The sequence below is a fragment of the Leptospira weilii genome, assembly GCF_006874765.1.
Classification (GTDB): Bacteria; Spirochaetota; Leptospiria; order Leptospirales; family Leptospiraceae; genus Leptospira; species Leptospira weilii.
In genome coordinates this window covers 3,265,001-3,287,167 of sequence record NZ_CP040840.1, presented here as the reverse complement: position 1 = coordinate 3,287,167, position 22,167 = coordinate 3,265,001, and the positions used below count along the sequence as shown (strand labels likewise).

Sequence of the window (22,167 nt, the reverse complement as noted above, 5' to 3'; positions counted from 1 at the left end):
GTTGGTTATGGATCTTTCCGGGTGTTACCAGTGTGCAATTCACCCTTAAAGAACTCAAATATGTGTAAAGCGAGTAGCCGGTTACTCCTGCCTCGTAACAACAATGGATCTCGTTCCATTCCGATTTGAGTTTATTGATGAATTTTTTGATCTGAACCTCATTATGTTTTATTTGTTGTTCTTTCACCATTTCCTTTGGTTTGCTCGTTAAATACGCGATCCGATCGTTTCTTTGTGATGGCGAACGCGCTAAGAAGTAAGGCAGTCTGAGATAGCGGAGCGTTATCGAAGACTCTCTACTTTGTCGGGATGAGCTTCATTTTGTTTAAGCTGCATTTTTTTCACTTTAGTTCCTTCTGTTGGTTTTCTTGTTTTGTGGTAAATGCAAACTTTGCGCCTAACCTACGGTTTTCAAGTCCAGAAGGGCGTCATCTTGTCTAAGAGTCGATTCCCAAATCTCTCATTTGGGAAAACATGGATCGGATGCGATATTCCGTGTTACGGCTGTACTATTTCCAATTCTATTATATCTTCTTTTTCAATTTCTATCTTATTTCCTTCTTTGTCCACAAGAAGGTAAAAGCGATCGGTCTCTTCGATCGTTCCGGAATAAACTTTTTTATTTTTGAGAGTGATTCGATAGATCGTGACCGATGTGTGGGAATTGTTCGAAGCATCGGATGTAATGAAGGGACTCGTTGATTCGTTATGATGGGTAAAATTTTCGTTTAAGGCTTTTTGGGAATCTTTGGAAAGGGTTTGGTATTTTGTAAATTCGTCCGGGCTCGTTTTGACAACTTCGATTTCTTGCGGAACGGCGAATTGCGAAGTTTCGTTTTTAAGGACGGAATATCCGGTTAGAACGTCCATTTTCGGTTTTGTAGAATCGGATGTCTCGACTCGTATTGCACCCTCTAATACTATAATCTGGTATTTTTTATAATGTGGGTCCGCTATGAGAACGAGTGTCGTTCCTAAGAGTTCGGAAGATATGGCTTCGACTTTTGAGCGAACTTTCAGGGATGTTTTTTTTTTGATCGTAGTAAACAAAGCCGTTCCCGACTTTAAATCCAGATTGATTTCGTCTCCTTTTTTAGATGCGGAAAATATGGAGTCGGGTAAAATTCTCAAAGTCAATCCCAAATCTCCCGAGATCGTATAATCGCAATAGGAATCTTTACCCGATCTCAAAACGATTTTTTCTTTGTCCATAGTAACGTTGCATTGGCCTGTCGTCACGGATTTCATAATTTCGAATTCGTTTTTATCCGAAGTGAAAAATCTAAAATAAAACGCCAAAGCCGAAAGTAATAGAACACAGGCGGCGGCCAAAAACGAATTTCTAAAATAGAGAATGCCTCTTTTTTTTTCTTGAGAATGAAATGCGTCAAAGTTCTTTCGATTGGCGCTCAAATATCCGATTTGAATCTTCAATTTCATCAATTCGAAGAATTCTTTTTTGGATTTCGGATCGGATAAAAATTGACTGAGTTCCGATCGTGTCATTTCGTTCGCAATGGCTCGTTGCATATTTGACCTTCGATTTGATTCGGGATTAGGTTCCATCTTTTGTCTCCTATATACTCTCAAAGTCGAAATTCGAATTTTGCAATTTTTTGCGTAGAACAGTCAGCGACGAGTATGTTTTCCGATTTACCGTTCTTACGGATATCCCTAACTTTTCGGCAGTTTCTTTAATCGTATATTTTCCTAAAAAACGAAGCATGATTATAGTCTTTTCCAAGTGAGGTAAACTTTCCACACTTGCGTTTAGAAGATCCAACTGGTGATTATCTTCTTCATATTCTATTTCCTTTTTCGAAATGGATTCTAAAATTTTATGGGAATTTTCCACTTCTCTCTTTTCGGATGCGCCTTTTTTCCGAATCAAATCCAAGAATTGGTTTTTGGCGATCGTAAGCATCCAAGAAGTTTCATTGCCCTTGGAAGGATCGAACTTTTCCCAATTGTTCAGGACTTTGATAAAAGTTTCCTGACAAGTTTCTTCGGCTTCTTCTTTGGAAGCGCCCTTGCTAAGAAGAAATCGATAGATTTTTTCATAATTTCTCGAATATAAACCGTCAAAATCAAAAATTTGACTTTCGGAATTTTGGCTCATCTGTAATTAAATAACGAACCAACTTATAAAAAAGTGTCACGCTGAAGCAAAAAAAATCGAATGCCGTTATCGAATCAAAAATTTTTACGATTTAACCTTAAACCTTATTTTTCCATTGAAAGAATTTGCAAAATTACGGATCTTTCCGCAAAAGCGTCACTTCCTAAACTCAATGGAATGTTGTTATACGTTTTATCTTTCGTATCGATTTGTTTTTTTACGAATCTGGACGCGAAATCGATCTTACTTAAAAATGGGAGGAAAATCGTGAATGTGGAAGTCAAAACCGTCTCCAATGGTTTTGAAATCACACATAAAAGCGGTAAAGTGGAGAGAATTTCTCTTGCGGAAGTCCAGAAAGTTTTTATCTCTAATTATCCGCCGAATCAAATTAAAAAACCCGAGGTAATCAAAAAGCCGTCCAGTTTGAATCCGGAAGAAATGCGTCAAACTGAAAAGTCCGAAGCGGTCAAAACGGTTCCCGATTTAGAGACAAGTCCGGACAAAAAAATTCCCTCAGCCAAAAAATCGGGGATTAAAATTTTCGCTGAGGGACTAATTCCCGGATGGTCCCGATTACTTCGAAACGATTCTTATGCTTTAAAAGGATTGGGTTTTCTTTTGATACTTACGGAACTTTATCTCGCCGAAAGAAGTTACGTATATTTGAGTCCCGTAAAATCCGCTTTGGAAACAAATAGAAATACAGCGCCTACGCCGCTCGACCTGATTGAACTGATTGCCTTCGTGTCGAACGACCGAAATCTGATAAATATTACCGCTCCATACAGTATCATTTCGAATTCTTCGAAAGTCGTTCTGAACGACGGTCAAGTGCTGGAGAAAGGACGTTATCAGCATGAGAAGCAAGGGTACGTTTCCGCTTTTGTTTTCGTTTTAATTTTGGACGCTTTCTTAGGATATACTTTTGAAAATTGGGAAGTTGTACCCAACGTAAACGTTTCCTTCCGGGATAAGGAAATTAAAGAAATTTCGGGTGGAGTGGTCATCCGATTTTGATTTTCTCTTTAAGAGACTTACGTAAAATTCACAATACCTAATTTTAATTTACTCTTAATCGCGTTAGATCGTGTCCCAAAACCTATCTCCGCGACATCCTAAATAAAATAAGAGCGGATACGAGTTGAAATAATGCGGTGTAATTTTGGAGCTTGAATTCCCAACAAGTTTTTATTCCCCTAAAAGCATTAAACCAAGCAAAAGTGCGTTGCGTTCAACAGTCCATCTAAAAGGTTTTAAGGGAGTAATCTTTCTGGTTTTTTAGCGTTCTTCTTATTTGGAATTCGATACTTAATTTTATCCTTTTTTAACTTACTTTTAATCGCGTTAGTTGAATAAGCTTTACTACTCGGACGATTGAAAACGATACTCTAAAATAAACGGTCGGTTTTGCAAAAGCACAGCGGTTCTCAAAAATCAAGTCAAATCGGGAAATCCGGACTTTTTAAATTAATATTCCAATATTCGAAATAATTTTTTCATAGTATTCTATTCTTGCGTTCGAGTAGTATCTAAAGAAATAATTTTCGGCTTCAAAAATTGAAAATCTCGCAATATTCTAAATTTTACTAAATTAGGAAATAATAATTTAAAATCATGAGTTTCAGCAGAAGCGATTACAAAGGCTACAATTGTGCTCCACGCCTATCGACGAGAATATGCCTTTTACTCATCTCTACATAACAGAGTGTCTAAAATTCTGCATTGAAACATGGGATTTGTGCCCAAATTAACGGTACTCTATTTTATAGGGATCAGTAATGCCTCTTTTGCCGCGATCCGTCGGGTTTCGACCCGTGAAGGTCCCCCCTTTTGGAGCCTTCGCGAAGCTCCCGTCTGCTGCCATTCTTTTCGTTCTAATTTTAACAGGACGCTCATAAAGTTTTAAGGCTTCCTTCTCAATTTTATCAAATACTCCTGCCGCTACCCATGCCTGAAATCTTCTATGTAACGTTGATTTTGATCCGAATATCGAGGGTATATATCTCCACTGAACTCCCGTTCGAACTCTGTAAAATATTGCTGCCATTACTTTTCTATCCTCTACTCGGGGACGACCGCCTTTCAGTCGGTTTGTTTTAATCTTTGGTAATAAGGGATGAAGCCGTTTCCGGGAATACCTAAATGACCTAAATTTGAGTTCAAATGTCGCTTCTATTTCTTTAGACAATCAGTACAAGAAGGTTTTGGGACGGACTCGTTCTAGGGATCAGTTTCAATTATCTTCCTTTGGATAATTTTTTGGACATGAATTTGCATAAGGGAAAGTTTCTGTAAAATTCAAAGTAACGGTGTAAGATTTGAATTTTATATCAAATTTTTATTCGAAGACACTTATAGTATTAAAAATTCGATAATAGATCTTTCAAAAGTGATTCAACTATGAACTTGTATCGCGTTTCGAGCGAATTTCTTTTAAGTTTCCACGATCTATAAACTTATTGTTTCGTTTTCTATGGATCCAAACCTAACGGGATAAAATATATACGTTATGCGATATTTAAATAATTTTTGAGTAAAATTCTAGAATAACCTCTATAAAATTATTTTTATCCCATTGCCGATCTCTATAAAATAGAGTACCGTCATTTGACCGCGAAACACTGATTCGATGTCAAATATTAGGTACTTTATTATATGGTCATCTTTAATGTCGCATAACGTTGTTTTTGTAAATAAATTCGATCGAATAAAAAAGAGACTAATTTGTTTTGATTTAGAAATGACCCAATGTCATTTTCAGGCTCATTTCTTAAGGCTCACGATAATGATAAATTTCGCATAACGTATTTATTGGAATTAATATTTAAGGAATGAATTAATTAAATTTCTTTTATAAAAATTTTTTTCTTTTATAAAAAGATAAAAATTTCAATTACGGAAAAAATAAAAAAGGGAAAGGGAATACAAAATGATAAAGAATATAAAATGTAAAATAGTTCTAGCGTTAAGCGTAATATCAACCTTTTCGTTAGGGTGTAGTAGTAGCCGAAGTGATCGCTTTAAAAATGATTTTAGCTTGCTTGTTGCAATGCTTGGTCAGATCAAACAACAAGAAGCTGCGACGAGATCGGTAATAAAAAGCGTCAGTTCGTTAGACGAACCGATAGGTTTTAAATCCATTCAAGTGGAAGACGAACATGACTTTGATAGAATCACAGACGGGGAAAAAAGAATTCTCATTCCGTCGGTTATGACTTTCGGGCCTAACAACCCTTCTTCAAACACAACCGCACAAAATGTAACTAAAGATTGCACGGGAAGTTATGTTGCGCGTTTACAACCGAAAGACTTCGTCAAATTTTTGGAAACACATGACATAAAGTGTGTGGATCAGTTTGTTTGGGATTACGATCAGTACACGGATGATATTTATTCGCAAGCGAACATGCTTGAAGTAGTCAATCGACTGAATGTTCTTGCTCCTTTGTACAAAGGTAACAATGATTTGAGCTTTATACAACTATTCAGAATGTTTTGGGCGGGATACTATGTAAAAAACTCTCACCCTTCCATTCCATTCGATGAAGATCAGATCTCCAAGGCTTTGGTTGCTCCAATGCGGACTTTTGCAAATAGCGCCCATTTTCTAGATGAGACTGACGATGCTGGAAAGGTTTTACAATTCTACTTTACAGCGGCGAGTAATGCAAGAATTGGACATGCGGCTTATTCGGGTCTCCTCTCTTTCTTTGAAGCTACCTTGAGAGATCCACAAAGATTAACAAATAGCTATTCTCAGATGGAGGCTTTGGATGGGGCTTTTACATTGATTAAACGCCATATTCATCCGAATTTCCATGAATTTCAAACAAGAATCGATTCTAGATTGATTGATAAACTGAGAAGATTGGCTATTGATACAAGTTTCAACACGGATTCTCAGGTCTGGATCATTAACAATGCGGTATTCAGTTTGGATAGAATGTACGAGTATTTTCCTAATTTTAAACCGGAGATTACCTCAGCTTTGACCGAGGTTCTAGAAATATATCCATACGTTTCGCAACCGTATCTTCAAGCAATCAAAGCGTTGACTCGAAATTCAGACTGTGCGGATTTACGAATCGGACGAATTTGTTTGAGCGATACCAGAAAAGTTGTAGAAGCGATGGTTTTTCCAAACACATATTATTTCGACGATAAAGCGCAAATCGTGCATACGCCTTTATCGATCGATGAAATTCAACCTCTATATCACGCTCTTAAACAAGTGGAATCTCAGTTTTTCCGTCTGGTAGGAATTCACGCTCCCGTGTCCGGAGATACGACCGACACTATTTCCATGTATGTGTATGGATCTAGAAAGGATTACGAAACTTTTCATCCTTTTTTATTTGATCTCCCTACGGATAACGGTGGAATTTATATAGAGCGAGATAAGGTACTCTATACGTTCCAGCGCACTCCTGCGGAAAGTATATATACTCTCGAAGAATTATTGCGCCACGAATATTCTCATTACCTTGTGGGTAGATTTATAATTCCAGGCTTATGGTCTCAAACTCCGGCCCATGACAATGAAAGACTTAGTTGGTTCGAAGAAGGGATTGCAGAATTTTTAGCCGGTAGTAATTCGAGAGAAATTCTTCCACGTAAAAGTTTAGTTTCCGGAATTAAAAATGACGGTTCTTCTAGGATGGACATTTCAGAAATCCTAAAGGCGCGTTATGGAAATTTTAAATTCTATAGATACTCTGGTAGCTTTTTCAATTTTCTTTATGCCTATAAAAAAGATATCTTGAGAGACTTAATTAGTACATTACGTGATTCTAATATTCAGGAGTTTGATTCCTTGATTGCTCAAATGTCCCGCGACATGCGGCTCAATACTTCGTTTCAAGCGTATTTAGACTACTTAGTTGGGACCGTAGACAGTCTTACGGATCCGTCCACGAGCGCTCCGGATTTAGCGAATTTGTCTACCAATAGATCGAGAGTCATTCGATCTTTTTTTAGAAGGACGACCACCGGGTCTAAGGCAAAATGCACAATTGCCGCGTTCGGACTCAATAGTCGTTTTTCTTGTCGAGGTTTGATGTTTGGAGATGCAGTTTCTAGTCCAGATTGGAGCGCTGCTTGGTCCGATTTCAATTCAAGAATTAACGATCTTATGTCTACGTTGGAAAATACCGGCTTAAATAACTTTAAGGCTATGAATTGTAGAATGGGAGAAATTCGTTTTAACAAACATTTGAATTTTGTTCGGCCTGTTGCAATTTATTCTTGTGAAGGGCCGTTAGCGTACCGTCCTCGAATTTCTTATAGACATCCTCAGCGGAGTCAATCTGATTTTCAAAATACAAGAATAGGCGTAAATTCTACTTGTTTTGCAACTCCGTCTACCGGATCGGGCACAACTTGCAACACTCCGATCGTTACTACTGCGTTTCCAAATACGGCTACGTATGAAGAAATGTATGAGTTTTTAAACAAAGAATTGAACGAATTGAAATCGGAAATCTATACGATGAGACCTTCGTTTTATAGAAGACTCGATTGTAATTTCAATTCTGTTGATACAATCAATCTGCCCGACGGTAGAAAATATTTAGCCGCAACTTCGAGTTGTAATATCTAAATGACTTTGTCCAGTTCATCCAATCGATTCGGATGGACTGGACATATCCCGAATTTAATTTTCATCTGCAGCTTTTTTTGTGGCACAAAAAAAAACGAGGTTCGTTGGCATATTTGTAACCATTTGGAGGATTCAAATATGTTTCAAAAAAAAATAGCCGTTGTATTGTTCTTAGCGTTGTTCTTTTCGAACTGTGCTAACAAAAACGAAGACAAGTCTCTCAACAATGCGCTTCTCTTGGCGGCGCTTCAACCTACGGATCCGGGAACTCCCGGGATATATTCCGCTTTGAGCCTTTTAAGGAGAAATAACAACAACCCTGGACAACAAGGGGCTTATTCCAGAGGAAACGCATCTCCTTTTGCTACAATCAATCAGTCTAAGGATTGCCCTTTGGCAGGAAAGATGACTTTGTCGGGCGATTATACCGATAATCAAACGGCTAACGGATTCAGTATGCAGTATACCGGTACAAAAATGACGTTCGAAAATTGTCAACAAATGGCGCCTACGATGCAGGGCGGTGAGACTTTTCTTGTCAAGATCGAGGGAGAAATAACCTTAGATGGAAGAGCAGAAATAGTAATGGATGGAAATTTGAATCCGAATGTCCCAATGACCGAGATGAAATATACGATGAACAGTACTCAAAGGATGCGCACAGATTCTTATACCGTAAACGGCTTCGTATATCCGAAAATCGATCTTACTTTCACATCGAACAATGCGAAGTATTCTTTTGCCAATATGGACGATATTGATAAAATGACTATAACGATCGAAGAGACTGTGGAAATCACCGGGACGATCGGTGAGGAAAAGATAAAAGATTCGCAGACCTATAAATCTACGATTAAAATTAAGTGATTTTTTTGCCGCCGAGAAAAAGGCTCGGCGGCGTAAATGAAAACCATACATTTTTCAAACAATCAAAAGTATTCTATAACTCTAATTTAAGAGTTTTATTGAGACAGAGTCGAGGTTTTTTGAGATAGTCTTCGTATTGGAAATCGTTACTGAGAACCGTATAATACGTGAGTTCGACATAAGAAATCCATGATTCATCTTTTTTGTAGGAAGTTGGAATTTGAACTCTGTAAATCTGTTCTTAAAATGTGGGAACTACAACAAATCGCGATTTTACGAGCAAATTTTAAAAGTAGGGACTTCTATTTTTAGAAAATTCTTCTCATTTTCAACCGCCGAACTCACGTTATAATAATAGATTGTCGAAAGTTTCGCTTCTAAACGCCGGTTCGGTCACAAAAATTCAAGACAAATCTATTACGTAGGCATTACTCATCCCTATAAAATAGAATACCGTTAATTTGAGCGCAAATCCGTGTTTAGACGCAGAATTTTGGACACTCTATTATGTAGGGATCAGTAGTGAGAATAGAACTGTAAACGAGGAAATAATCTGAAAACTATCGACTCCATTGCAGTGTCGTTTCCTCGGAGTAAAGCATTTGGAAGATTTTTTGCCAACTTTCTTCCACTCTGTGAGAATACCAAGGGCCAAGCCATTCTTCCAACGCAAAAAGCCAGGCTTTTTCCAGAAGGGGAATTTCCTCTGTCCGGTTGCAGATTTTAATACATTCCATTTTGAAATCTTGAATCGCTTTTTCTAATTGTACATTTTGAGCGCCGGAAAGGGCGATATTCCGTGCGGAATTCATAAAGGATTTGGCTTCTTCTAATTGAATCTTTGAGAAGATGTTCTCGAATTTTGGGTTTTTCTCTTTGAGATAGACAAAGAATATTTCTGCGAATTTAATTCTATCCAAATTGATGATATCAAAAGACTCGTTTAAATTCCGAATTTGGTTCTCTGAAATGTTCATTCCGATTTGTGCTCCTATAACCAACCTTCGGAAGAACTCTTGGGAGAACATTCAATTTCAAGGAATAGGTTTTTTAAGTTATAATGAGAAAGGTTTCGTAATAGGAATCTAAGGATTATAGAGGCTCATCGAACCGAGGCGATCCATTCAAAGACATCGGTAGAATTTCGAAAAGTAGGATGGTACGGAATAGGCTTTTTGGGGAGCTGATTTTGAAGTTACTCATAGAATCTCACCGTTTTCTTGTTAGACTTTATTCGTCTTTTAGGTCTTGGGATTTGACGGAAATCATTCTGATCAGTCGTTCCTATGATTTAGGCTTTTTTAGGAATCACCCAAGCGATGTTGTTGTCCTCCGGTCGGATCGACGATAAGATTTATTTCTTGAAAACTGAAGGAAAAGGATTCTTCTTGGCGCATGTCACTATTTCTTTTTGAAACCTTTTCTGATAACTTTCAAACCAAACACAAAGAAGTTACTTCCGGAAAGTGGTTCGGTTTAAACTCTTTAAATCTAGAAGGGAAACCTTTTGCCACTTTCTTTGAAGGAGATCTCGTTCTGAAACTCGGAGCCGAAAAGATCGCAGAGATCATTTCCCGTTATCCGGGGGCAAAACTTTTCGATCCTTCTCATAATAACAGAGCCATGAAAGATTGGCTCCAAATTCCGGTCGAATTCGAGGAAGATTGGTTTTCTTTAGCGGAAAGTTCTTTTCTGCTTGCTCAAAAAACGGTGAGTGCGTCTGCTCCGGCTGCTAAGAAGAAAAGCGCGCCTAAAAAAGCCGCTCAGAAAAAAGCTCCGGCCAAGAAAAAGAGTGCGCCTAAAAAGAAAGCTGCCAAGAAAAAATCTTCTGCTAAAAAGACCAAGATAAAACCCAAAACTAAGGCTAAAAAGAAAGTCGCTCGGAAAAAAGCGGCCGCTAAAAAACGGAAGAGATAAGTACTAGTGGATAGGTTTTAGGGGTCAGACGTCAGGAATCAGTGGATAGGATGAGTAGATGGTTGGCCTTTAACAAAGGCTGATTTTCTTCTTCTGTAAAATCTCTGACTTCTATTCACTGATCCCTGATCTCTAAAAAGCGGGCCTCTGCGGGAATTTTTTCGTTTTTAATGCGCAGAGTGTCGCGCTCGAACTCAATATTTTTCCCTATGGGTCAAAATAGAGTGCTTCTCTGTCAAGAAATTGTATATTCTTTTTCTCTAATTTTAATTTCTTGACTCCGACTCGATCGCTCACTCGTTTTTAAAACGAGTTCTTAGCAAAGATACATACGCGGCTTTTCCGAGCTGGCAACTTTTCCTTGGTTCTTTCAACGCAAGACTATCCCTACGGTCCTTTGAACGGGAACGTTGAAAAATTATTTTTTGAATAAAAACACTTTTTGGATAAATTTTTCCGTTTCTTTTAGGATCAGGTCTTTGTCGCTTTTCATATATTTGGAAAACAAGACGTGATTTCCTGTTTCTACTTTTACGGCTTTGTTAAAAGGACTTGCTTTTCCGTTCTGATTCAATTTTTCGAATGCGTTTAACATCGACGAAACGGAGGCGGATTTGTCCTGTTCCTGTTCGTTTTTGTAATAATAAAACAAAAGAACGGGAGAAGTAATTTTGGAAAACGGATCCGTTCCTAAGATGTATTCTCTCAAATCGGATAAGTTCTGAACCGCTGCGAGATATTGATCTCTATACCAGAATGCGCTGGCGGGATCTTGCTTTTGTTCTTGCGTTGATTTGCGAATTTTTCCCATCACTAAGTGAGCGAAATCTTTTCCCCAGGAAAATTGGTAGATACCGCCCAAAGGGCTTGTAAAATCGTAAAAAGGAGAAACAAGAATCAAGGCGTGTACTTTTTCCGGATATTTGGCCGCTAAATACGTGGAGATCAATCCGCCCATACTTGTTCCGATTAGAATTGTTTTTTTACCGAGTTTTTCAAATTCTAAAAATGCCGTTTCGGAATCTTGTATAATTTCTGCAAAAGTAGTGTCTCTATGGTCTTCCAGATTGGTTCCGTGTCCGGGAAGGCGGACGTAATAAAGATTCGCCTTGAGGTCTTTTGCTAGTTGATCCGTAACTTCTTCCCCTTCCGCGCGAGACGCTCCAAAGCCGTGGATGTACAGAACGGCGAGTTCGGTTTTGCCCGGGGAATGCCGTACCAATTTTTCCTCATTATCCGGTCTTGCTTTTTTAGTCCGACTGATTTGAAGCTTTTCGTGATAATAACTGTCAAAGTCGGGATGTAGCGGAACCACTTTGTATTCGTATTTAGGAATTTCTGCATAAAAAGTGACGATAAGAAACAGTGCAAACACCCCTAAAAAACCTAAAGTCCACTTAAATAGTTTCATCATTTTATTTTTCTTCATAATTCTAATTAAACAATTCAATTCATTCATATTACTCCTGCAAGAAAAAAGAATTCAAAAATGTAAGAGATCGAATACGAAAGCAAAATGGTCGTGGTTGTCACTTAAGGTTATAAAAGATAAGGATAGTTGTCTATGTCGTATCAGCGGTTTTTATATCCGAGTTCGGAAAAGATGTTCAAAATTTATCCTATTTATCTTTAGGAATGTTTAGAACTTGTCCTAAAACTTTAGAATTGTAGAAACTCGTACTATAACTGATCTCAAAAATATCTTAGAATGATTGAGATCGGCATTTTAAGCAAAGATAAAGTGCTTTTTTGTCTTATGTTTCGAAACTCATTCGATGAAAAGAGTTGCTGCAACTGCCTTCTTCCAGCGCTGAATCTTTTGGGCTCTTTGGGTCGAATCCATTTTCGGTTCGAAAGATTTATAACCTTTTTGTAAACTTTTGAGTTCGCCTAAATTTTTCCAAAAGCCGATGGATAAACCCGCAAGATACGCTGCGCCTGTCGCGGTCATATCCGGCTCGGGAGCACGATCCACTCTCACGTTTGAAAAATCCGAAAGACATTGGAGTAAAATATCGGATTGAGAAACTCCTCCGTCCACTTTGATATCCTTAATTTTGACTTTTGTGTCTTGTTGAATCCCTTCCAAGATTTCATAGAGGCTGAGAGCAATTCCTTCCAAGACGGCTCTCGCAACATGCCTTCTATGGGATGCAAGAGAAAGGCCGATAACCGAAGCCTTAGCGCGAGGATTAAAGTAGGGAAATCGAGCGCCTGTGGGAGTTGGAATAAAAACGATTCCTTCCGTATCTTCGGCTTGCGCCGCGAGTTCATTGAGGACCTTAGGGGTGTCGGAAAGTCCGATTCCTTTCCCCAGCCAGTCAATCAGAGTGCCGGCAGTCGCAACGTATCCTTCCAACATATACGTAGTTTTACCGTCGATTCTCCAAGCGATCATAGGAAAAAGTCCGCGTCGGGATAGTTTTGCTTTGGGGCCGATGTTGATATCTACGAAAGCTCCGGAGCCTTGGGAGATTTTCACTTCGCCCGGCTCAAAACAACATTGACCGAAAAGAGCGGCCATCTGATCACCGATCGATGCTCGAATCGGTATCGAATGTCCTCCTAAAAACTCAGGCAAGGAATGGCCGAAGTCTCCGTTGCTGTCTTTCACTTCCGGAAACAGATTTGCGGGAATTCCAAAAATCGTAAGGATCGGTTGATTCCAAATCAATTGGAAGGGATTGAACATTCCAGTTGCGACTGCGTTAGACGAATCAGTAAGATGTTGTTTCCCGCCTGTAAGTTTATGAATGAACCAGGTATCCAAGGTGCCGAAAAGAATTTCGCCCTTTTTACATCTGCGTTTTAACTCCGGATTTTCGTCCAAGACCCATTTTAGTCTACAAGTTGCGTGATCGGTTGTAAACCTAAGCATGGAAGTGGCGATCATCATCGGATGATTTGTCAATCTTCCGACGAGTGTGGAAACAAAACGAATGATTTTCCAGATTGGGTTCCGATTCATCGCCTCTGCGGTTTTGTGCGAACGTACATCCGCCCAACTGATCAAAGGGGTCAAGGGTTTGCCGGAAGATTTTTCCCATAGTAGAAAGGATCCTCTTTGATTACAAATTCCTAATGCGGCTATTTCTTTCGCGACTTGTTTATTCTTTTGTATTTTTTTCAAAAGAGAAAGTAGAGACTTCCATAGAACTTCCGGATCGTGCTCTAAGGCCCCTATTTCGGGGATGTTCGGAGGAGTTTTTTCATATTGTCGTTCGGTGATTTTACCTTTTCTATCCAATAAAAACGCACGAATTCCACTTCCTCCGCTATCGATGGAAAGGACGTATTTCCCCTGTGCATTGGTCATCCGAATCTCCGAGTATTCAGTTTGTTGAAAGAGAAATCAAAATAATCGAAAGATGAGAATTCTGTCCATTTCTTTCCGAAGATCGGAGCTTGCCTCAAAAGTAGGAACTCCTACAATTCTAAACGACAGGAAAAACCGCATAAAAGCGGTATAAACCGCCAATACGACGTAATCTGTAGGAACTCCCACAAGATTTGGTCTTAGGGACGAGTGGATGGAATTACGGATCCCTATAAAACAGAGTATCGTTGATTTGAGCACAAATTCCACGTTTAGACGCAGAATTTTAGACACTTTATATGTATAGATGAGTAGGAACAGCTGTAACGTTTGATTGTTGTCGCCTTTTATTGACAACTTTTTCTAGGACGCTACACTGAACTCTGAAACCTATCCACTAAAACGGGGACTGCTATGTATTATTACGAGCTTATTAAATGGTTAACTGATTTTCTTAAGATTTTAAGATGGGCTCTGATATGGTGCTCCAATCGGAGCCATAAATATTCTTTCGCATTTTTGCCATCCAATATGAACTCGTTAGAGAAAAGCATTCGCGATGATTGATCGGACTGATATAGCGGGTTTTGGATATTATACATCGGGAGATATTTTTAGTCTTAAAACAACTCAGACACAACGCTTCCTAAACTCAGTAAACACCTTCCTATGGGTCGGTGTTTAGGTCGCGTTGTAGATCAAATCTGCAAAGCAGATTTTTATAGAAAGAGGGTTTTCTGCTAAAAATTTAGAAAAATTTTTCGAACTTAAAAAACATACGTATGGTCGCTGAATCATTGATTGGTTAGAGCAAGAGTGAATTTCACGGAGATAATCGCTTTTGTCTATGTCAAAAATGCCTTGAGCGTTTTTTTTAAGGAACGAAGTTAGGTTACCTTCAAAACGCTTTCTCAAAAATGGAAAGCGTTTTGAAAGGGGTTTAAGGAGGAATAGATTCTATACGAGAACTTCTCGAAGATGAGAGAGGATTTCTCGATTGTTCGTTGCAATAATATCTTTTCCCATCTTATGAAAAATCATCGACTGAGATTTTCGATCCATCTTGTCTAAGAGCATTCCGAGAAACCTCGGTTCTGAAATAAGAACGAGACTGAGGAAGCGATTGGATTTTCGTCCTTGAGTGATCACGTCCGAAATCTGGCTAGCAAAGGATTCCGCAACTCTTCGTTTCGGTTCTTGAACGGACTCCGTGTCAAAAGCGACTCTCTGTGCTTTTGCGCATTTTCCACGACCGGAAGAATTGAGAATCAATTCTCGATTTTTCATTCTTCCTTTCGGGTTTTCGATACTTTCTAGAAGTTCTAGTCCTTTTCGAGAGCCTTTGTACTCAAAAATTTTCGCCTCAGATCGATTTGCAACCACTACCCATTTGTTCTTCATATTTTCCTCGAGCGATCCGTTTGGATTCATACTTGGATCTGTTAAGACTTTATGCCCGTATTATTTTAGGGGAAAAAGAGGAATAGTCAAGATTCAAATTTTATAAGAATTCATCACGGAAAAAATTTAGAGGCGGTTCGAATCAATACTTCCGAACAAAGATAATGCATTGCTCTCAAAATAGAATTGAAAGTTTTTTCAAGAGGTTGGTTTGGAATATCTATATTTATTCGATCGAAAGTCGGCTTAATTGGTCTAAAAAGTTTACCGCAAAACTTCCGGGACCGTTCGATTCTTTCGCCGAACGAGAACCTGCAATCGCAAACACCGCGGAAGCAGATGCGGATGCTCGTAACGGATCCTTTTGAACCCCCAAAAAAGAAGCGATCAACGCACCCAAAGAGCAACCGACACCGGTTATCTTGGTCATAATCGGGTCTCCTCCGCGGATCGAGACGGTTTCTTTTCCGTTCGTTACGTAATCCACTTCGCCGCTTACGGCGACAACCGCGCCGGTTTTTTCGGAAAGCTCTTGCGCGTAGGGTAGGGCATCCTTGGAACTCACCGTCGAATCGACTCCCTTTCCTTTACCTGCTATTCCGGCTAACGTAAGGATTTCGGAGGCGTTTCCTCTAATTACAGTTGGTTTTAAGCCGAGTAATTCTTTGGTCACTTCCGTTCTAAATCCGAGCGCTCCTGCGGCGACAGGATCAACTACCCAAGGAATGTTCGTCTGATGAGCGACGGTTGCGGCGATTTTCATGGCTTTTGCATCGTTTGAAGTTATCGTGCCGACATTGATCAGTAATCCGTTTGCAATCTTCGCGAATTCTCCCGCTTCCTCTTCGGCGATCACCATTGCGGGAGATGCGCCGACCGCGAGTAGTACGTTCGCAGTCCAATTGGCGACTACGATGTTCGTCATAACATGTGTTAGAGGGGAATGTTTTCTTAGCTCTAAAAGGTCTTCTACAATTTCTTTTGCGGGCCAGACTCTTTCTAAGGTTGGATGTTTTGACATGATACTGTAGTTTTAAAAAAGAAAATGAAATCTTGTAAAGAACTTTCATCCTTTTTTATGTTGAAAAGAGTTTCGATTCCGTTTGAGGATAATTTTATGTTTGTAGGAGTTTCGTTGGGCGTTTACGTTTCTCTGCTCTTTTTTTATTGAAAGTCCCAATGATGGGGATTGTTTGATTTCGTGTATCTATCTCCATATTTAAAAATTACTCGGCCTAAATTTTCGGATTCAACATGAAACTCAAATTCGTTTTACTGATCTTTTACGTGTGCGAGTATTCATCCTTACAATGAAACTTTTCTCCTATAAAGGGAATGATTCATTTCAATAATCGTTTTACTTGGAGCTTGTTTTAAAATTTTACGGATCCCTATAAAATAGAGTACCGTTGATTTGAGCACAAATCCACGTTTAGACGCAGAATTTTAGACACTCTATTATGTATAGATGAGTAGGATGTGAGAACTCGAACAACGAAAAAGGTTGTCGAAAAATCTATAAAAACTTTTCCAAAGAAGATGTAATTTGCGGGAACTCTTGCGTTTTTTGTTACAAACTTACTGATGACTGTAGCTAGTGTATTTCAAGGTTTTGGAACACACTTTAAAGATATACAAAGAGGCGTACAAATACGCACGCCTCTTGATTGATTCTGGAATTTTTAACGGTAAATTAGATCCGAATGCCAATCTCTCACCGGAGCGGAATTCAGTCGTAGATAAAATGTTGTTTCCATGGTAACACCATTGTTCCAAAGAAATAAGTATTGGTTCCAGGTCCCCTCTCTCCAAACCGTGAGGTATTGATGTTTTGCCAAGACAGTATTATAATCTTTGAATGTGATTCGGCTTCCGTCTTGTAGGCATCCCCCGTCCAAGTTTATGATTTGAAGTCGATTGGAGCCGTCATCAAATTTAGGATAGTAGCCGTAATTACCGTTTCCTCCTGAAAACCCCCCGGAATACCACCAATTCCAAAAATAATTCAAATAAACAGAGGGTTCGACTTGAACGTACCCGCTTTCCATACAGAACGGGTTTGAATTTGGATCCGATGGTTGCACTAAATTGAATTGTGTGAATTTTGTTTCGGTGGTTGTGTCCGCTTTCAACCATCCGTTGGGTTTTTGAGAATTGGCTTGAATCCTTTTTCCGGTGGCTGCGGATACTAAGGAAACTTGATCGTATTTTCTTCTGTGCCCGGATTTTGTGGGAGTGGTAGAATCCGCGTATACAAAACCGTAAACCGGATAGGAGTCGGAAAATTCGTAACTTATGTGTCCGTTCGATCTTTTCCAGATTTTTGGAGAGATCGGATCGTAAGCCAAATTTTGCCAAACCTCAGGTTGGCTGTGAGATTTTGAAACGAGCACATAATTCGTATATGTAGGTTGCGAGCCGCGATGTCTCAAAGCGGCAAAGGCGTTAACTTGAGGGTCTTGCGTATAAGGAATTCCCGCATATTTAGGCTCGTTTACGTTTAGATTAGTAAGCATTTCATAATATTCATCACTACCTCTGGCTATGTTCAAATCTCCCACTATTAAAACGAGCTCGTTTTTCGGGATTTCTTTTGTATTAATGAAATCTTTAATATTGTTGAATTGACTCGTTCTTACGGATCTTCCTAAATCCGAACATGCTGGGCCTACCGTTTGAACTTGGGTTCCTATAATATGGAATTTTTTTCCATGTTTGTTGATTCGTACGTAAATGAATCCTTTGTGATAAGACGATTCAACACCGCATCCGGGATTGTTGAAGATGTATTGTACCTTTTCTTCAATAGGCCACTGGCTTACGATTACGACTCCTCCGTCTACAGACGTAGATTGCCTGTAAACTCCTAAAGTGGTATTCCAACCGTTTCTGGTTCTTCCTACTGCTTCGGTTTGATACGGATATTGTGAACGAACTCCGTCTAAGAGAATCTTTCTCGCGTTAGCGTCGGAAAGACCTTCAAATACTATGACGTCTTGATTGTTTATGTAGTCCGAGCTTGCGATTTGTTCGGCTCTTTCTTTTTGTCCCCAGTCTCCCCAGCCTGGGAGTTGAGTTGATATTAAAGAAACGTTATGACTTAGAATTTTAATTTCCGAGTCTTGTGGATTGGAGAGTACTCTGTTGTTTGCTGATTGGCCTGGAGGTGCTGGACTAGAACTTACTGGGCCATAGGTGATTATCATGCTAGAACTTCCTGTCCCGGTATTTGCTGGTCGGCCTGGAGGTGCTGGACTAGAACTTACTGGGCCGTAGGTGATTATCATGCTAGAACTTCCTATCCCAGTGTTTGCCGGTCGGCCTGGAGGTGATGAATGGGAGTTTGTTGAACCAGAACTTATTGAATCAGAGTTTGATGAACCAGAACTTGTTGAACCAGAGTTTGTTGAATCAGAACTTGCTGAATCAGAGTTTGTTGAACCAGAACTTATTGAATCAGAGTTTATTGAACCAGAACTTATTGAACCAGAACTTATTGAACCAGAACTTATTGAACCAGAACTTATTGAACCAGAACTTATTGAACCAGAACTTATTGAATCAGAGTTTGATGAACCAGAACTTATTGAATCAGAGTTTGATGAACCAGAACTTGTTGAACCAGAGTTTGTTGAACCAGAACTTGCTGAATCAGAGTTTGCTGAACCGGAACTTGCTGAATCAGAACTTGCTGAATCAGAGTTTGATGAACCGGAACTTGCTGAATCAGAACTTGCCAAATCAGAGTTTGATGGGTCGAGATCTCCTGGGCCTGGGCCGGCTGGTGAGGTAGAACTTGCAGGACCGGAGCTTATTGGATCGTAACCTGTTGAACTTTGACTTTCGTCGCTTACGCTCCTATTATTCGAAGTAAGGAGCAAAAGCTTAATTAAATCGGCATAGGAATTTTGTTTATCGGGTAAACAGCGTGCAATAAGAAATAAGAAGAGACTACAACATATAAGAAATCTTGAATTTGTATGTCTCTTTGATTCTTTTCTGACTTTTTCGGGGAAGACATTTCGCTTTGTTTTCATAATTTATCTCCATTCCTTTTTATGAACGTCTTTATTATATACGATCTGAAAAAGAATAGTAGTTTTTTATAAAAAAGTGTTTCAAGGGCGTAAATCTTGTCGCTTAAGTGTCGTTTGGTGAAACGTATATTGAAGTTTGACGAGAATGCGAATCAAATACGACGCCGAAACATATCTCTCAGTGGGAAAGTTGTTCGATCGGATGAACTCTTAAAGGGAGCGTTTGTGTATACTAAAGTTCGTTTCAAGGTCTCAGATGTGGGAACGTTTTAGGAGTCAGTGTATTAGATGTCAGTGTTTTAGGGATTACTCATCTCTACATAATAGAGTGTCTAAAATTCTGCATTGAAACATGGGATTTGTGCCCAAATTAACGGTACTCTATTTTATAGGGATCAGTAGTGGATAGTGTAGCGTGTAAAGTCCTAAAATCTATGGTGACTAAACCCCTCACCATTTGAAACGCGAGAGCTTATACGTTTATTACGAACTTATGGAATGATCGTAACTGATTCTTTTTAAGGTTTGGAAACTCTTACTGATCTCTACATAATAGAGTGTTCAAAATTCTGCGTCTAAACGAGGGATTTATACTCAAACTAATGGTACTCTATTTTATAGAGATCAGTAAGATTCGAAATCAATTCAAGTTCGAGTTTGTTTGCAAGCCAGTATACGATTTGATCTAGGTGCAGGTTGCGGAATATATTTGAACAGAAGTAATGGACTTAGGTAGATCAATACATACTCGTAAGCTTCGATGACAAAATGAAAGATGAAATTGAAAGTGTGTTTCTATTCTTGAAACAAAAGAAGGAAGGTAAGATGTTTTATAGACTCGTATTGTACGATGTTACTCATCTCTACATAATAGAGTGCCCAAAATTCTGCGTTTAAACGCGGGATTTATGCTTAAATTAGCGGTACTCTATTTTTATAGGGATCAGTAGTGTGAGGAAATACGCGTTCTATCATCGATACCTCTACTTTCTTCTTAAAGCGTTTTTAAATACGCAAGAATGAACGGTTCTATATCTCCGTCCATCACTGCCGCGACGTTTCCGGTTTCGTGATCGGTTCTATGATCTTTCACAAGATTATAAGGATGGAAGACGTAGCTTCGAATCTGAGAACCCCAAGCGATGTCTTTTTTCTCGCCGGATTTTTTTTCCAATTCTTCCTTGGCTTTTTCCTGTTCCATTTCGTAGAGTCTTGCCTTTAACATCTTAAATGCGGTATCCCTGTTTTTGATCTGAGATCTTTCGTTTTGGCAGGCGACGACGATTCCGCTAGGAAGGTGAGTGATTCGAACCGCGGAATCGGTTGTGTTGACGTGCTGCCCGCCAGCTCCCGAAGAACGGTATACATCCACGCGAATGTCTTTTTCTTCGATTTTGATATCGATTTCGTCGTCTATTTCAGGGCTTACGTGAACTGAAACGAAGGAGGTATGTCTCCTTTTGTTTGCGTCAAAAGGGGAAATCCTTACGAGTCTATGAATACCGTTTTCCCCTTTTAAAAAGCCGAAAGCGAAATCGCCTATCACATGTAAGGTGGCATTTTTGATTCCGGCTCCGTCTCCCGCCTGAATATCGATGAGAGAATACTGATATCCCTTTTTTTCAAAATATCGAATGTACATCCTAAGAAGCATTTCGGCCCAATCTTGACTTTCGGTTCCGCCCGCTCCGGGATGAATGTTTAGGAAAGCCGGTTTAAGATCTTCTGAATTTTTAAGAGCGCCTAAAAGTTCCAGTTCTTCGAATTTTTCCTGAAGTCTGTTGTATTCTATGGAAAGCTCTCCGATGCCGTTTTCGCCTTTTTCGTCGAGAATCAGTTCTACTAAATCAGGAAAATCTAATATGTCTTGTTGAATCGTAAACCAAGGGGTGAGTTTTTTTTCCAGTTCGTTTTTTTTCTGACTTACGGTCCTCGCTTCTTCCGGATTGTTCCAGAGGTCCGGATCTTCGGATTTTTCATTGAGTGCCTTAAGACGATCCTTGTCCTGTTCCAAATTTAGGAGTTTCCAACGATTGAGAAAATTCTCCTGTAATTCTTTGGAGACTCTTTTAAGTTCTTTTGCTGATTTGACTTCCATAATCTTTGCTTGCGTCTAGTTTGATGATTTGCTGTAAGATGGTTTGAGCGGATACGTTTATTGAAAAAGAAAATCTTCCTTATTCTCTCTTTCTTGTTCCCAGGAAAATACGGTGTCTCTGAGTTGCGGAGTGTTCCCTTCCACCGTGGCTACCAAAATATATTCCTCTTTCTTTCTGAATTCTTCCGGATTTTTCTTTAAGATCAGCTTACCGGAGCGAATTAGGTCGAGAATGTGCAGAAGAAAAGGATCTTTTTCCGTTCTGGAAAGTTCTTTCATCGCTGAATAAAACGGAGTGATTCCTTTGTGGAACCAATCCACGATTTCATTTTTTCCGCTCGGCCAGAGCTGATTCAGTTGAATCGTTTCTTCCCTGAGAAGAGATTTACCTTGAAACGGTTTTTGAAGATGCCTGCACTGAAAGTAGAGTTCGTGGTTGATCTCTCTTGGAAAGGTCTTTCCGTAACCGGAGCCGATCCATTCGATCCACGCTTTTTTTTCTTTTACGGGTAGGGACGGAATGAGTGCAAAGAGATAATTCTGATTTTTGAATATTCGAGAAGTGGAAAGATGATCTAAAACCTCATAGGGAATCATGTATAAGCCTTTCTGCCATTCTAAAACCAGAGGAATTTTTTCTACGTCCAGATACTCCGCGGGAGTTTCGGCTCGGACGACGTCCCCGAACTGAGTGAGAATATAAATGAAAGAAAGAAGTTCTTGTCGATTCATTTTCCGAATCAACGTATCGGGATCCAAATTACGATGCAAAGCGTGTCTTAACAGATTGTATTGTTCTACAGGAAATTG

16 protein-coding genes and 1 pseudogene (1 of these 17 running past the window's edge) are annotated in these 22,167 nt (G+C 39.4%); 5 read left to right on the top strand and 12 right to left on the bottom strand.

All coding sequences use genetic code 11. The annotated features are described in order from the left end of the window. Positions 1 to 498: 498 nt before the first annotated feature. Together rsx and FHG67_RS15875 are read right to left on the bottom strand one after the other, a co-directional pair. On the bottom strand, positions 499 to 1,566 hold the full coding sequence (gene rsx, locus FHG67_RS15880; RefSeq protein WP_004498969.1) for an LIMLP_03685 family anti-sigma factor: 1,068 nt from the start codon (positions 1,564 to 1,566) through the stop codon (positions 499 to 501). A 10-nt stretch (positions 1,567 to 1,576) separates the two neighbouring features. Continuing rightward, positions 1,577 to 2,119, bottom strand: coding sequence for an RNA polymerase sigma factor (locus FHG67_RS15875; protein ID WP_004498983.1), 543 nt, complete (start codon positions 2,117 to 2,119; stop codon positions 1,577 to 1,579). A gap of 60 nt (positions 2,120 to 2,179) precedes the next feature. Here FHG67_RS15875 and FHG67_RS15870 point away from each other — a divergent pair, with 60 nt between their 5' ends. Then, positions 2,180 to 3,139 carry an LA_0442/LA_0875 N-terminal domain-containing protein gene (locus FHG67_RS15870; RefSeq protein ID WP_036086144.1) on the top strand — a complete coding sequence of 320 codons (960 nt, stop codon included), beginning with the start codon at positions 2,180 to 2,182 and terminating at the stop codon, positions 3,137 to 3,139. Between the two features lie 510 nt (positions 3,140 to 3,649). Here the strand turns inward: FHG67_RS15870 and FHG67_RS21840 are convergent. After that, positions 3,650 to 4,285 (bottom strand): annotated as a pseudogene (locus tag FHG67_RS21840) (transposase); the annotation flags it as partial. Positions 4,286 to 5,051: 766 nt separating this feature from the next. Here FHG67_RS21840 and FHG67_RS15850 point away from each other — a divergent pair. Both FHG67_RS15850 and srp read left to right on the top strand, forming a co-directional pair. Next, entirely contained in the window at positions 5,052 to 7,721 is a 2,670-nt protein-coding gene (locus FHG67_RS15850) for a collagenase (protein WP_080597104.1), read from the top strand. A 138-nt stretch (positions 7,722 to 7,859) separates the two neighbouring features. Then, complete coding sequence (srp, locus tag FHG67_RS15845) at positions 7,860 to 8,588, top strand: sigma factor SigX-regulated lipoprotein (protein ID WP_004497011.1); 729 nt, start codon at positions 7,860 to 7,862, stop codon at positions 8,586 to 8,588. A gap of 560 nt (positions 8,589 to 9,148) precedes the next feature. Here the strand turns inward: srp and FHG67_RS15840 are convergent. Beyond that, positions 9,149 to 9,565 (bottom strand): globin family protein, encoded by a 417-nt coding sequence (locus tag FHG67_RS15840; RefSeq protein ID WP_002615304.1) that lies wholly within the window; start codon positions 9,563 to 9,565, stop codon positions 9,149 to 9,151. Between the two features lie 418 nt (positions 9,566 to 9,983). Here FHG67_RS15840 and FHG67_RS15835 point away from each other — a divergent pair, with 418 nt between their 5' ends. After that, the gene (locus FHG67_RS15835; protein ID WP_004502396.1) at positions 9,984 to 10,505 is read left to right on the top strand and encodes a hypothetical protein; all 522 of its coding nucleotides are present in this window, start codon (positions 9,984 to 9,986) and stop codon (positions 10,503 to 10,505) included. A 418-nt stretch (positions 10,506 to 10,923) separates the two neighbouring features. Here FHG67_RS15835 and FHG67_RS15830 read toward each other — a convergent pair whose 3' ends face one another. The 6 genes from FHG67_RS15830 to sph all read right to left on the bottom strand — a co-directional run bounded on the left by FHG67_RS15830 (position 10,924) and on the right by sph (position 18,509). Continuing rightward, positions 10,924 to 11,934 (bottom strand): alpha/beta hydrolase, encoded by a 1,011-nt coding sequence (locus tag FHG67_RS15830; RefSeq protein ID WP_016758938.1) that lies wholly within the window; start codon positions 11,932 to 11,934, stop codon positions 10,924 to 10,926. 339 nt (positions 11,935 to 12,273) lie between these two features. Further along, positions 12,274 to 13,821, bottom strand: a complete 1,548-nt coding sequence (locus FHG67_RS15825; RefSeq protein WP_004496790.1) for a glycerol kinase 5 — start codon at positions 13,819 to 13,821, stop codon at positions 12,274 to 12,276. 36 nt (positions 13,822 to 13,857) lie between these two features. Then, complete coding sequence (locus FHG67_RS15820; RefSeq protein WP_100221606.1) at positions 13,858 to 14,178, bottom strand: hypothetical protein; 321 nt, start codon at positions 14,176 to 14,178, stop codon at positions 13,858 to 13,860. Positions 14,179 to 14,778: 600 nt separating this feature from the next. After that, positions 14,779 to 15,222 (bottom strand): host attachment protein, encoded by a 444-nt coding sequence (locus FHG67_RS15810; RefSeq protein ID WP_020781958.1) that lies wholly within the window; start codon positions 15,220 to 15,222, stop codon positions 14,779 to 14,781. A gap of 226 nt (positions 15,223 to 15,448) precedes the next feature. Then, positions 15,449 to 16,243 (bottom strand): hydroxyethylthiazole kinase, encoded by a 795-nt coding sequence (gene thiM / locus FHG67_RS15805; protein ID WP_004498988.1) that lies wholly within the window; start codon positions 16,241 to 16,243, stop codon positions 15,449 to 15,451. Positions 16,244 to 16,904: 661 nt separating this feature from the next. Then, on the bottom strand, positions 16,905 to 18,509 hold the full coding sequence (gene sph, locus FHG67_RS15800; RefSeq protein WP_276508175.1) for a sphingomyelin phosphodiesterase: 1,605 nt from the start codon (positions 18,507 to 18,509) through the stop codon (positions 16,905 to 16,907). On the opposite strand from sph, the gene FHG67_RS22610 reads away from it, so the two are divergent. Then, entirely contained in the window at positions 18,508 to 19,047 is a 540-nt protein-coding gene (locus FHG67_RS22610) for a ribonuclease E domain-containing protein (RefSeq protein WP_275477895.1), read from the top strand. The two genes, sph and FHG67_RS22610, sit on opposite strands and share 2 nt — an antisense overlap. A gap of 1,206 nt (positions 19,048 to 20,253) precedes the next feature. Here the strand turns inward: FHG67_RS22610 and prfB are convergent. Together prfB and FHG67_RS15790 are read right to left on the bottom strand one after the other, a co-directional pair. Then, entirely contained in the window at positions 20,254 to 21,357 is a 1,104-nt protein-coding gene (gene prfB / locus FHG67_RS15795) for a peptide chain release factor 2 (RefSeq protein WP_004498997.1), read from the bottom strand. A gap of 57 nt (positions 21,358 to 21,414) precedes the next feature. Then, positions 21,415 to 22,167, bottom strand: the 3' portion of a protein-coding gene (locus tag FHG67_RS15790; RefSeq protein WP_004496971.1) for a hypothetical protein. Its footprint extends 93 nt past the window's final position; the window shows 753 of its 846 coding nt (coding positions 94-846); the start codon falls outside the window, past its right edge; the stop codon is at positions 21,415 to 21,417.